Annotated in this window: 10 protein-coding genes; 8 read left to right on the forward strand and 2 right to left on the reverse strand. The window is 70.6% G+C overall.

What is annotated here, in order from left to right; translation table 11 throughout:
• The first annotated feature begins 18 nt into the window (after positions 1-18).
• From ACWPXE_RS26095 to ACWPXE_RS26110, 4 genes are read left to right on the forward strand one after another with little or no spacing between them, the layout of a single operon-like run.
• Entirely contained in the window at positions 19-822 is an 804-nt protein-coding gene (locus ACWPXE_RS26095) for a metal ABC transporter ATP-binding protein (RefSeq protein ID WP_454020174.1), read from the forward strand.
• On the forward strand, positions 819-2,024 hold the full coding sequence (locus ACWPXE_RS26100) for a metal ABC transporter permease (protein ID WP_454020175.1): 1,206 nt from the start codon (positions 819-821) through the stop codon (positions 2,022-2,024). The genes ACWPXE_RS26095 and ACWPXE_RS26100 overlap by 4 nt, the downstream gene beginning before the upstream one ends.
• Positions 2,021-3,007 (forward strand): metal ABC transporter permease, encoded by a 987-nt coding sequence (locus ACWPXE_RS26105; protein ID WP_454020176.1) that lies wholly within the window; start codon positions 2,021-2,023, stop codon positions 3,005-3,007. Before ACWPXE_RS26100 ends, ACWPXE_RS26105 begins: the two co-directional genes overlap by 4 nt.
• A gap of 31 nt (positions 3,008-3,038) precedes the next feature.
• Positions 3,039-6,449 (forward strand): PAS-domain containing protein, encoded by a 3,411-nt coding sequence (locus ACWPXE_RS26110; RefSeq protein WP_454020177.1) that lies wholly within the window; start codon positions 3,039-3,041, stop codon positions 6,447-6,449.
• Positions 6,450-6,456: 7 nt separating this feature from the next.
• Here the strand turns inward: ACWPXE_RS26110 and ACWPXE_RS26115 are convergent, their stop codons facing one another.
• Together ACWPXE_RS26115 and ACWPXE_RS26120 are read right to left on the reverse strand one after the other, a co-directional pair.
• Positions 6,457-6,666 carry a cold-shock protein gene (locus ACWPXE_RS26115; protein WP_014238764.1) on the reverse strand — a complete coding sequence of 70 codons (210 nt, stop codon included), beginning with the start codon at positions 6,664-6,666 and terminating at the stop codon, positions 6,457-6,459.
• Positions 6,667-7,035: 369 nt separating this feature from the next.
• Positions 7,036-8,472, reverse strand: a complete 1,437-nt coding sequence (locus tag ACWPXE_RS26120) for a sigma-54-dependent transcriptional regulator (protein ID WP_454020178.1) — start codon at positions 8,470-8,472, stop codon at positions 7,036-7,038.
• 281 nt (positions 8,473-8,753) lie between these two features.
• On the opposite strand from ACWPXE_RS26120, the gene coaBC reads away from it, so the two are divergent.
• The 4 genes from coaBC to cysK all read left to right on the forward strand — a co-directional run bounded on the left by coaBC (position 8,754) and on the right by cysK (position 11,991).
• Positions 8,754-10,010, forward strand: coding sequence for a bifunctional phosphopantothenoylcysteine decarboxylase/phosphopantothenate--cysteine ligase CoaBC (coaBC, locus tag ACWPXE_RS26125; protein ID WP_454020179.1), 1,257 nt, complete (start codon positions 8,754-8,756; stop codon positions 10,008-10,010).
• Positions 10,007-10,501 (forward strand): dUTP diphosphatase, encoded by a 495-nt coding sequence (gene dut, locus ACWPXE_RS26130; RefSeq protein ID WP_454020180.1) that lies wholly within the window; start codon positions 10,007-10,009, stop codon positions 10,499-10,501. Before coaBC ends, dut begins: the two co-directional genes overlap by 4 nt.
• A complete protein-coding gene (locus tag ACWPXE_RS26135; RefSeq protein ID WP_014238770.1) occupies positions 10,501-10,956 on the forward strand; it encodes an RrF2 family transcriptional regulator in 456 nt (151 codons plus the stop codon). Before dut ends, ACWPXE_RS26135 begins: the two co-directional genes overlap by 1 nt.
• A gap of 75 nt (positions 10,957-11,031) precedes the next feature.
• Positions 11,032-11,991, forward strand: a complete 960-nt coding sequence (gene cysK, locus ACWPXE_RS26140) for a cysteine synthase A (RefSeq protein WP_454020181.1) — start codon at positions 11,032-11,034, stop codon at positions 11,989-11,991.
• The last annotated feature ends 116 nt before the right edge of the window (positions 11,992-12,107 follow it).

Consider the following 12,107-nt stretch of genomic DNA (forward strand, 5'->3'; position numbering starts at 1 on the left):
GCGGAGAAGGAACGGACCATGCAGTATCTCTGGCGCACCCCCGGCAGCCGCACCGCCCCCGAAGAGGCCTCGCCCATCGGGCCGCCGCCCCTGGAGATCCGCGGCCTGACCGTCGCCTACCACCGCCGGCCGGTGCTGTGGAACGTCGACTACGCCGCCCCGTCGGGTGGGCTGATCGCCGTGGTCGGGCCGAACGGGGCGGGCAAATCGACCCTCATCAAGGCGTGCCTCGGGCTGGTCCCCAGCGTGTCGGGGACGGTCGAGGTGTTCGGCCGCCCGATCGCCAAGCAGCGCCGCCTGATCGGCTATGTGCCACAGCGGGAAAGCGTGGACTGGGACTTCCCCGTCTCGGCGCTCGACGTGGTGGCGATGGGCCGCTACGGGAAGATCGGCTGGTTCCGCCCGGTCACCCGCGCCCACAGGGAGGCGGCGCTGCACGCGCTGGAGCGGGTGGGCATGGCCGACTTCGCCAGGCGCCAGATCGGCCAGCTGTCCGGCGGCCAGCAGCAGCGCGTCTTCCTGGCCCGCGCACTGGCGCAGGAGGCGCAGCTCTACTTCATGGACGAGCCCTTCGCCGGGGTGGACGCCGCGACGGAGCGCGCGGTGCTCCAGGTGCTGCGCGACCTCGACGCCGCCGGGCGGACGGTGATCTGCGTTCACCACGATCTTCAGACGGTCAGCGACTATTTCGACCACGCCCTGCTGCTCAACACCCGCGTGGTCGCTCAGGGGCCGGTCGCGCGGGTGATGACCCCCGATCTGCTGTCCCGCACCTATGGCGGACGGCCCATGCCGGCTCCCGCCGCCGCGGAGGCATCATGATCGACCCCATGTTCGAGGAGGCGTTGCGCGTCCTGACCTTCCAGTCCGGCTTCAACAGCGCCGTGGTGGTCGCCGGGACCGCCGCGCTGGGGCTGGCCGGCGGAACCGTCGGCACCTTCCTGCTGCTGCGCCGCCGCGCCCTGGTCAGCGACGCGCTGAGCCACGCCACCCTTCCCGGCATCGCCGTCGCCTTCCTGGTCGGGGCGGCGCTCGGCCTGCCGGAGCGGTCGCTGCCCCTGCTGCTGGCCGGGGCGGTGGCCAGCGGGGTGGTCGGGCTGCTGACCGTGCAGGCGCTGTCCCGCTTCACCCGGCTGACCGAGGATTCGGCGATCGGCGCGGTGCTGTCGGTCTTTTTCGGGCTGGGCGTCGTGCTGCTCAGCGTCATCCAGAATTTGGAGCTGGGTGGGCAGGCCGGGCTGAAGACCTTCATCCTCGGCCAGACCGCCGCCATGGCTCAGGGTGAGGCCATCGCCATCGGCCTTCTGGCCGCCGGGGCGGCGCTGGCCGTCGCCCTGCTGTTCAAGGAACTGCGGGTGCTGGCCTTCGATCCCGGCTTCGCCGCCGTGCAGGGCTGGCCGGTCGGGGCGCTCGACCTCGTGCTCATGGGGCTGGCGACGCTGGTGACGGTGATCGGCCTCCAGACCGTGGGGCTGATCCTGGTGGTCGCGCTTCTCATCATCCCGCCCGCCGCCGCCCGCTTCTGGACCGACCGGCTGCCCGCCCTGACCGTGGCCGCGGCGGTGATCGGCGCGCTGTCCGGCTGGCTCGGCGCCACCCTGTCGGCCCTGCTGCCCAAGCTGCCGGCGGGGGCGGTCATCGTCCTGGTCGCCGGGGGCTTCTTCCTGCTCAGCTTCCTGTTCGCCCCGGCGCGCGGGCTGGTCGCCGCCGCGCTGCGTCAAGGGCGGCTGCGCCTGACCTTCGCCGAGCGGCGCGCCCTGACCGACCTTCTGGACGGCCGGCCGGTGGAGGGTTCCGTGGCGCTCTGGCTGCGCCTGCGCGGGTATATCCGGGACGGCGCCCTGACCCCCGCCGGGCAGACCGCCGCCCGGGCGGCGGCGCGCGACCGCCGGCTGTGGGAGCGGTTCCTGGCCGACTACCCGGCCCTGCTGCCCGCCCACGCCAACTGGGGCGTGGACCCCATCGACTCGGTCCTGCCCGGCGACATGGTCCGGCTGCTGGAGGAGCGGAGCGCCCCGTCATGATGCCCGACGTCCAGGAATTCCTTCAGATCGACGCCCCCGCCCTGCTCGCCGCCGTGCTGGCCTGCGCCGCCTGCGCGCTGGTCGGCAATTTCCTGGTGCTGCGGCGCCAGGGGATGATGGGCGACGCGGTCAGCCACGCCATCCTGCCCGGCATCGTCGGCGGCTTCCTGGTCGCCGGCACGCGGGAGACGCTGCCGATGATGCTCGGCGCGCTGGCCGCCGCGGCGCTGGCCGGCCTGCTGATCGAGGCGGTGCGGCGGCTGGGCCGGCTGGAGTCCGGCGCCGCCATGGGCGTCGTCTTCACCGTGATGTTCGCCGCCGGCGTGGTGATGATCGAGCAGGCGTCCGCCGGTGGCATCGATCTGGACGCCGACTGCGTGCTCTATGGCCAGCTGGAGACCATCCTGTGGCTGGCCCCCAAGGGCTGGGAATCGCTGGGCGACCCGGCGGTGTGGGCCGCCCTGCCGCGGGAGGTGCTGACGCTGGCCGCCGTCTTCGCGCTTTGCGTCGCCCTGGTCGGGCTGTTCTACAAGGAGCTGAAGATCACCACCTTCGATCCGGCGCTGGCCTCCACGCTGGGCATCCCGGCCGGGCTGTTCCATTACGGGGTGGTGCTTCTGGTCGCCGCCACCGCGATCGCCGCCTTCGAGGCGGTGGGCTCCATCCTGGTCATCGCCATGCTGATCGCCCCGCCCGCCGCGGCGCGCCTGCTGACCGACCGGCTGGCCGCGCAGATCCTGCTCAGCGTCGCGCTGGGGGTGCTGGCGGCGCTGGCCGGCTATGGCGCCGCGGCCTTCGGGCCGATGCTGCTCGGGGCCTCCCACTCGCTGAACGCGGCGGGGATGATCGCGGTGGCGTCCGGCCTGATTCTGGCGCTGGCCGTCCTGTTCGGGCCGCGCCACGGTCTGCTGGGCCGGCGCCGCGCCGTCGGCCGGTTGCGCAACTCCCCCGGATTCATTGCTCCGGAGGCGCAAAAGCCGTAACGTTTTCGCCTCGTCCGATGCGGAGCGCCGAATGCCGTTCCCCCACCGCCGGCCGCGCCGCTGGAGCTGGCTCACCCTGGTCGCGTTCCTCCTCCTGATGGCGAGCGCGCTGCACACGCTGCAGCATCTTCTGGAGCATGGGACGGACGAGCTGATCTGGCCCTTCTTCGGGATCGGGCTGGCCGGCGCGGTGATGGCCCTGGCGGTGCTGCGCGAGCGGGAGGCCACCCGGCGCGCCCAGGCGGAGGCCCGCGCCGCCGACAGCCGGGCGGCGGACGCCCACCGCCGCCTGTCCGAGGCCATCGAGGTCGTCAACGAGGGCTTTGCCCTGTTCGACGCGGATGACCGGCTGGTCCAATGCAACGCCCGTTTCCGCGAGATCTACGCCCTGCTGGGGCCTCTGGAGCCCGGCATCACCTTCGAATCGCTGATCCGCCGCGCCGCCGCCGCCGGCCATTACCCCGACTGCGGCCTCGGCGACATCGACCGCTGGGTCGAGCGGGAGATGGAGCGGCACCGCAACCCGCAGGGGCCGCAAGTGCTGCGGATCGGCGACGGGCGCTGGTTCAAGATCGAGGAACGGCGGACCAGCGACGGCGGCTATGTCGGGCTGCGCACCGACATCAGCGAGCTGAAACGGCGCGAGCAGGAACTGGCCCACAAGTCCGACCTTCTGGAGGCCACCTTCAGCGCCATGTCGCAGGGCCTCGTGGTGTGGAGCGCGGACTATCATTTCCTGACCTGCAACCGGCGCCTGCGGGAAATGCTCGACCTGCCGGACGACGCGCTCCATCCCGGCCTCAGCATGGCCGGCTTCCTGCGCTTCATGGCCGAACGCGGCGAGTTCGGCCCCGGCGATACGGCGGAGATCGTCGCCCGCCATTTGACCAACCTGCGCCCCGAGGGCGCCAGCCGCATCGAGCGCACGCGCCCCGACGGCCGGGTCCTGGAGATCACCGCCGGCTTCCTGCCCGACCGCTCGGTCCTGATGACCTACACCGACATCACCGATCACCGCCGGGCGGAGCTGGCCCTGCGCGAGAGCGAGGACCGTTTCCGCAAACTGTCGGACGCCGCCATGGACGGGATCCTGGTGCATGAGCAAGGGGTGATCGCCGACGCCAACCGCGCCGCCGCCGCCATCCTGGGCTATGCGCCGGACGAGCTGACGGGGCTGTCCATCACCGCGCTGATGGTGCCGGAGGACCGTGAACTCAACTGGCTGCGCATCCGAGCCCGCGACGAAACCCCCTTTGAAGCCATCTGCCTGCGCCGCAACGGCGAACGGCTGACGGTGCAGGGGGAGACCCGCTACGTTCCCTACCGCGGGCGGACAATGGCCATGGTGTCCTTCCGCGACATCACCGCCCACCGCCTTGCGGAGGCGCAGCTCCGCCTCGCCAAGGAGCAGGCGGAGCTGGCGAGCCGCGCCAAGTCGGAGTTCCTGCGCACCATCAGCCACGAGATCCGCACCCCGATGAACGGCGTCCTCGGCATGCTGGGGCTGCTGCTGGACGGCCCGCTGGGGGAGGAGCAGCGCGCCTACGCCCGCACCGCCCGCGAGTCGGCGGAGGCGCTGCTGTTCATGCTGAACGACATCCTGGACATCTCCAAGATGGAGGCCGGGAAGCTGACCCTGGAGTCGGGCCGCTTCTCCCCCGCCGAGGTGGTGGAGAGCGTGGTCGAGCTGCAGGCTGCCCGCGCCTTCGCCAAGGGGATCGAGCTGGCCGTCTGCATCCCCAGCGGCCTGCCGGCGGCGCTGCGCGGCGACTCGGGGCGGGTCAGGCAGGTCCTGCTGAACCTCGTCGGCAACGCCGTGAAGTTCACCGACCGCGGCGGCGTCGCCGTCACCCTGTCGGAGCTGGAGGGCGGCGGACAGGCGCCGCCGCGCCTGCGCTTCGAGGTGACCGACACCGGGATCGGCATTCCGCAGGACGCGCAGGCCGACCTCTTCACCGAATTCTCCCAGGTGCATCCCCGCCTGTCGCGGCGCCACGACGGCGCCGGGCTGGGGCTGGCGATTTCCAAGCGGCTGGTGGAGATGATGGGAGGAAGCATCGGCTTCGACAGCACCGCCGACCAGGGCAGCCGCTTCTGGTTCACCCTGCCGCTGGAGCCCGGGCCGCCGGAGGCCGGGCCACTGGAGCCCAGGACGGCGTGGGCCGCCGTCGCGGAACCGCCGCTGGCCGGGGAAACGGTTCTGCTTCTGGAATCCAACCCCGTCGCCCGGCGGGCTTTGGCCGAGCAGCTCCACTCCTGGGGGGCCACGGTCAGCGCGCCGGACGTCGTGGCGATGGTGGCCGGGCTGGACGCCGGCACCCTGCCCGCCGCTGGCATCGCGGTGATCGGCAGCGTGGAGACTCCGGTCGCCGGCTCGCTGACCGACCGGCTGCGCGCGCGGGGCGTGCGGCGGATCGTCCGTCTCGCCTTGCCGCACCGGACCGCGGGCGGGGACGGCAATGGCGCCGACGCCACGGTGACGAAGCCGGCCCGGCCCTCCCGCCTGCTCGCCGCCGTCACCGGGCGGAGTGTGGCGGAAGCGCCGCCCGCCGCGCCGTCGCCTGTGCAAAGCCCCGCCGCCCCGTCCACCGCCGGAACAGGCCGGCGGATTCTCCTGGTCGAGGACAGCCCAACGAACCAGATGGTCGCCGCCCTGCTGCTGCGGGGCGCCGGCTATCGCGTCGACATCGCCAACAACGGACGGGAAGCGCTGGAGGCGATGGCGGCCGCGGCGGCCGGCCCGTCGCCCTACGGGCTGGTCCTGATGGACCTCGCCATGCCGGAGATGGACGGGCTGACCGCCACCCACCGGCTGCGCGCCCTGCCGCCGCCGGCCGGCACCGTCCCGATCATCGCCATGACCGCCGACGCCATGGACAGCGACCGCGAACGCTGTCTGGCCGCCGGGATGAACGGGCACGTCGCCAAGCCGATCGACCGTCCGCATCTTCTGGAGACGGTGGCCCGCTGGCTGGACGCCACCACGGTGGAGTCCGCCCCGTTGGAGTCCGCCGCCCTTGCCACGCCCTGGGACGGCCCCACCTCTGCGCGCGTCGGGGATATGGGCACGCCGGAGAAAGGCGTTTTAGACATGGAGGTCCTGCAACAGCTCGCCCAGGATCTCGATGCGGAGCTTCTGGCCGACGTCATCCGCCAGTTCGTGGAGGAGACGCTGGAGCGGGCCGAGAGGATCGCCCGCGGCGGCGCGGAAGCGGCGGGGGGAGGCCCGGCCGATCTCGCCGGGCTGGCGAAGGAGGCCCACACGCTGAAGAGCACCGCGGGGACCTTCGGCGCCCGCGACCTGTCGGCGGCCGCCCGGGCGCTGGAGCTGGCCTGCCGGAGCAACGCGGTGGGTGAGGTGACGTCGCTGTGCCGCGACATCCCCCGCCTCACCCGGGAAGCCGTGGAGGCCTACCGGCTCCGCGGCTACGTCACGTCATGACGCGGCTTCACTCCATGACGCTGATGTTGACCGCGGCGTCCTTGCCGTTGTTGCCGCGCGCGACCTCGAACTCGACGCGCTGGCCCTCGGACAGGGCGTGAAGACCCGACTTCTGCACGGCCGTGATGTGCACGAACACGTCCTTGGCGCCGGCCTCCGGCGCGATGAAGCCATATCCCTTGGTGGTGTTGAACCATTTGACGGTGCCGGTGGTCATAAGGCGAACTCCTGCTCCTCGGTCGGGTTCCGCCGCCGATCCGCGCCGCGGGGCGAAAGGGACCGGCGAAGGACGATGGACGGTGCGGCGGTCATGTGTGGCGATCCGGTGTGGCGCCACGCGGAAGCGCAAGCAAAGCAACGCGAGGGGAGGCTAGCCGGATGGCACCGGAACCGGCAAGGCGGCTTCACGGCATATGCCCAATGTGGCCAGACCGGTCATTTGGAAATAAGCCGATGGCGGCAGGTCCCGGCACGGCAAGACTTTCGATGGTCTTGCGTGAATTGAACGCACACGAAGCCTATGCTTCGACAGGACCAGAGGCGTGAGGCTGGAAACGGGGGATGGGACTCCCGGAGCGGCCGGAAATCAGAGTTTTCCTTCGGCTTGCCAGGCGAGACGCTTGCGGTAGATGGTTGAGGCGCTGATCTCCAGCAGGGCCGCGGCGCGGGGGATGTTGCCGTCGCAGGCGGCGATGGCCTCCTCGATGGCGTCGCGCTCCACCTCCCACAGCGGCTTCACCGTCTTCGGCGACGGCGCGTGGACCACGGGTCCATGGCCGGCGGCGTGCCCGCCGCCATGGCCGTTCCCGGCGCCGACCGCAGGCGACGCCACGGCGGCGCCCGCCGGGGTGCCGAGCGGGGCCGGCAGCATGACCGGCGTCACGGTGTCGCCGTCATGCAGAACCACGATGTTGCGCACCACGTTCTGCACCTGCCGCACATTGCCCGGCCAGTGGTAGGTGCGCAGCGCCTGCTCCGCCGCCGGGGAGAAGCGGACGAAGCCCTTGCCCTCCTCCCGCGCGTAATCGCTCAGGAACTGGCGGCAGATCTCCAGCACGTCGTCCTCGCGCTCGCGCAGGGGCGGCAGATGGATGGGAATGACATGCAGCCGGTAATAGAGGTCCTCGCGGAAGCGACCCTCCTCGACCTCGCGCAGGGGGTCGCGGTTGGTCGCGCAGATGATGCGCAGATCGACCTTCTCCAACCGGCTGCCGCCGACCGGCGTGAAGGTGCCGGTCTGGATGAAGCGCAGCAGCTTGGTCTGGAGGTCGGGCGCCAGCTCGCAGATCTCGTCGAGGAACAGGGTGCCGCCATTGGCCCGCGCCGCGGCCCCCTCGCGGTCGGCCACCGCCCCGGTGAAGGAGCCCTTCATATGGCCGAAGATCTCGCTCTCCATCAGGTCCTTGGGGATAGCCCCGCAGTTGATAGCGATGAAGGGCCGGTCGGCCCGCGGGCTCTGACGGTGGATGGCCTCGGCGCAGACCTCCTTGCCTGTTCCCGACTCGCCGGTGATGAAGACCGTCGCGCGGGAGGAGGCGGCGCTGTCGATGATCCGGTAGACCGCCTGCATCGCCAGCGAGGAGCCAAGAAAACCGTGGTAGCGGCTGCGCCCCAGGTCCTTCTCGAAGCTGTCGACGAGCTGGGCGAGGCGCAGCCGCTCCATGGCGTTGCGCACGGTGACGGTCAGCCGCTCCGCCGAGAAGGGCTTCACCAGGAAATCATAGGCGCCGTAGCGCATCGCCTCCACCGCCACCCCGACCGAGCCATGGGCGGTGATGATGATGACCGCGCAGGGCAGCGCCTGGGCGCTGATCCGCTTCAGCACGTCCATCCCGTGCATGTCAGGAAGCTGGAGGTCCAGCAGCACGATCCGCGGCACGCCGTCGGCCAATTGCTCCAGCGCCTCGGCCCCCGTCTCCACCGTGGTGACGGCGGTGCAGTCCTTCTTCAGGAACTCCGCATAGACGCGGGCCAGCGACGGCGTGTCTTCGACGAGAAGGATTGGCGTTGAGCGGGCGGGCATGGACCGTTTGAATTCAAATGGAAAATACGGAAAAAGACAGTCGGATTGCACTGGTTATCAGCAAATCCTTAAAAATGCACTCTACGCGATGACGGGCCGCGGACGAAAGACCTGGAATGCGGGCGCGCAAGGAAATATCCCATCCATGGTTTCACATTTCGGTCATGGATGTGCATTTCACACCGGATTCGCTGTGAGGATCAGCGAAGGACGCTTGTACCGGGCGCCGTGATGGAATATCTGAATTCTACAAAATCCATAGCAAGGAGCGGCGGACGCCCGTGGCCGAAACATCCGTGCTGTCCGGCAAGCGCATCCTGCTCGTCATCGCGGGCGGCATCGCGGCCTACAAAAGCCTGGAGCTGATCCGCCGCCTGAAGGAGCGGGGCGTGCGCGTGCGCGCGGTCCTGACCCGCGCGGGGGCGCAGTTCGTCACGCCTCTGTCCGTGCAGGCGCTGACCGAGGACACCGTCTATCAGGATCTATGGTCCCTGACCGACGAATCGGAGATGGGGCACATCCAGCTGTCGCGCGACGCCGATCTGCTGGTCGTCGCCCCGGCCACCGCCAACCTGCTGGCCCGCATGGCCGCCGGCATGGCCGACGATCTGGCCGCCACCGTCCTGCTGGCCACCGACAAGCCGGTGCTCGTCGCCCCGGCGATGAACGTCCGCATGTGGGAGCATCCGGCGACCCGGGACAATCTGGTGCTTCTGGAGAAGCGCGGCGTGCGCCGGATCGGCCCGAACAAGGGCGAGATGGCCTGCGGCGAGTACGGGTTCGGGCGCATGGCCGAGCCGATGGAGATCGTCCAGGCCATCACCGCCCATTTCGAGGAGCTGGACGCGCCCAAGCCGCTGGCCGGCAAGCGCGCCCTGGTCACCAGCGGCCCGACGGTGGAGCCGATCGACCCGGTGCGCTACATCGCCAACCGCTCCTCCGGCAAGCAGGGCCACGCCATCGCCGAGGCGCTGCGGCGGCTGGGGGCGGAAGTGACGCTGGTCACCGGCCCGACCCGCCTGCCCGACCCGCCCGGCTGCACCGTGCGCCCCATCGAGACGGCACGGGAGATGCTGGCGGCCTGCGAGGCGGCCCTGCCCGCGGACATCGCGGTCTGCGCCGCCGCCGTCGCCGACTGGCGCGTGGCCGGCGAGTCGGACCGTAAGCTGAAGAAGGACGGCGGCGGCCCGCCGAGCCTGACCCTGACCGAGAATCCCGACATCCTGGCGACCCTGTCCCAGCCGGGGCCGCACCGTCCGGCGCTGGTCGTCGGCTTCGCCGCGGAGACCGGCAACGTGGTGGACTACGCGACCGCCAAACGCGCGCGCAAGGGCTGCGACTGGATCGTCGCAAACGACGTGTCGCCGGGCACCACCACCTTCGGCGGGGCCGACAACACCGTCCATCTGATCCGCGCCGACGGCGCCGAGGACTGGCCCACCATGGGCAAGGACGCCGTGGCCGCCCGCCTGGCCGAGGCCATCGCCCGGCATTTCACTCCGCCCTCTACCCCCGCCCCCCAGGAGACCATTCCGTGAGCGCAACGGCATCCGCCATTCCTGTTCCCATCGTCCGGCTCGCCCACGCCGCAGGGCTGGACCTGCCGGCCTACGCGACCGAACACGCGGCGGGCATGGACCTGCTGGCCGCGCTGGCGGAGCCGGTCGTCCTGGAACCGGGCCGCCGCGCGCTGATCCCCACGGGCGTCGCCTTCGCCCTGCCCGACGGCTACGAGGCGCAGGTCCGGCCGCGCTCCGGCCTGGCGCTGAAGCACGGGGTCACGGTGCTGAACAGCCCCGGCACCATCGACGCCGACTACCGCGGCGAGGTCGGGGTGATCCTGATCAACCACGGCGACCAACCCTTCACGGTGGAGCGCGGGCAGCGCATCGCCCAGCTCGTGATCACCCGCTATGAGCGCGCCGCCTGGGCCGAGTCGGCCGCGCTGCCCGACAGCGCCCGCGGCACCGGGGGCTTCGGCTCCACCGGCCAGTTCGTCCCGCCCTCCCCTGCGCAGGAGTCGCGCTGATGCTCCGCATTTCCAAGAAGCTGATGTTCGCGATCGAGGCGGTTCTGGACATCGCCTACAACGCCGGCACCGAACCCGTGCAGTCCGGCGAGATCACCCGCCGCCAGGGCATTCCCAAGCGCTATCTGGAGCAGGTGCTCCAGCAGCTCGTCCGCGACGGCGTCCTGGCCGGCGTGCGCGGGCCGCGCGGCGGCTACCGGCTGGCCCGCGAGCGCCGGCGGATCACGCTGGGCGAGATCGTGAAGGTCGTCCGCTCCATGGAGACCGCGACCGACCCCATCGAGGAACCGGCCGGCTCCATCCTGGGGCACAAGGTGGTGCGCCCGCTGTGGAACGAGCTTCAGGAGGAATGCATGAAGAAGCTCGACGACATCACCATCGAGGATCTCTGCCTGCGCGCCCGCACCGCCGGCGTCGAGAGCGAGACCGAAGACCGCATCGATTTTACGATTTGATCCCACCCGGAAAACGGTTAAATTCTACACATGCTGTAGAAAGTGGGAAAATACCACATACCGGAGGAGTGAAAAATGCCGGGTTCCGAGTTTCGCGGTAAGATCTACGACAGCATTCTCGACACCGTCGGCGCCACGCCGCTGGTGCGCGTCAATCGGCTGGCCGAGGACGCCGGGGCCAAGGCCCAGATCGTCGGCAAGCTGGAGTTCTTCAACCCGCTGGCCAGCGTAAAGGACCGCATCGGCTTCGCGATGATCGACGCGGCGGAGCGCGCCGGCACCATCGAAGCGGGCCGCACCACCCTGGTCGAGCCGACGTCGGGCAACACCGGCATCGCGCTGGCCTTCGTCGCCGCCGCCAAGGGCTACCGGCTGATCCTGACCATGCCGGAAAGCATGTCGGTCGAGCGCCGCAAGATGCTGAAGCTGCTGGGCGCCGAGCTGGTCCTGACGCCGGCGGCGGAGGGCATGAAGGGCGCCATCCGCCGGGCCGACGAGATCGTCGCCACCGATCCGAACGCCTATATGCTCCAGCAGTTCAAGAACGCCGCCAACCCGGAGATCCACCGCAACACCACGGCGGAGGAGATCTGGAAGGACACCGACGGCAAGGCCGACTTCCTGATTTCCGGCGTCGGCACCGGCGGCACGCTGACCGGCGTGTCGGAGGTCCTGAAGGCCCGCAAGCCCGGTTTCCGCACCATCGCGGTGGAGCCGGAGGACAGCCCCGTCCTGTCCGGCGGCATGCCCGGCCCGCACAAGATCCAGGGCATCGGCGCCGGCTTCGTGCCGGACGTCCTGAAGAAGGACCTGATCGACGAGGTCGTGCGCATCTCCAACCAGCGCGCCTTCGAGACGGCCCGCAAGGTGGCGAAGCTGGAAGGCATCCCGGTCGGCATCTCCTCGGGTGCCGCGCTGGCCGCGGCGCTGGAGATCGGCTCCCGTCCGGAGAACGAGGGCAAGCTGATCGTCGTGATCCTGCCATCCTTCGCCGAGCGCTATCTCTCCACCGCCCTGTTCGAAGGGCTGGAGTAACCCGGCGCCCCTCTCCCACATCCGCCTGCGGCTGTGGGAGAGGGATATCCGGCACATGTTCCTGCGCAACCGGGCGGCGAATATTGCGCCGCCGCGCATCCTGCTGTAGAGTGGGG

It is taken from the genome of Azospirillum sp. Marseille-Q6669 (assembly GCF_965111635.1).

What these genes read in the sequence shown, in the direction of transcription:
- ACWPXE_RS26095 (WP_454020174.1), top strand. Translation starts at nt 19, where the DNA reads ATGCAGTATCTCTGGCGCACCCCCGGCAGCCGCACCGCCCCCGAAGAG.
- ACWPXE_RS26100 (WP_454020175.1), top strand. Translation starts at nt 819, where the DNA reads ATGATCGACCCCATGTTCGAGGAGGCGTTGCGCGTCCTGACCTTCCAG.
- ACWPXE_RS26105 (WP_454020176.1), top strand. Translation starts at nt 2,021, where the DNA reads ATGATGCCCGACGTCCAGGAATTCCTTCAGATCGACGCCCCCGCCCTG.
- ACWPXE_RS26110 (WP_454020177.1), top strand. Translation starts at nt 3,039, where the DNA reads ATGCCGTTCCCCCACCGCCGGCCGCGCCGCTGGAGCTGGCTCACCCTG.
- ACWPXE_RS26115 (WP_014238764.1), bottom strand. Translation starts at nt 6,666, where the DNA reads ATGACCACCGGCACCGTCAAATGGTTCAACACCACCAAGGGATATGGC.
- ACWPXE_RS26120 (WP_454020178.1), bottom strand. Translation starts at nt 8,472, where the DNA reads ATGCCCGCCCGCTCAACGCCAATCCTTCTCGTCGAAGACACGCCGTCG.
- ACWPXE_RS26135 (WP_014238770.1), top strand. Translation starts at nt 10,501, where the DNA reads ATGCTCCGCATTTCCAAGAAGCTGATGTTCGCGATCGAGGCGGTTCTG.
- cysK (WP_454020181.1), top strand. Translation starts at nt 11,032, where the DNA reads ATGCCGGGTTCCGAGTTTCGCGGTAAGATCTACGACAGCATTCTCGAC.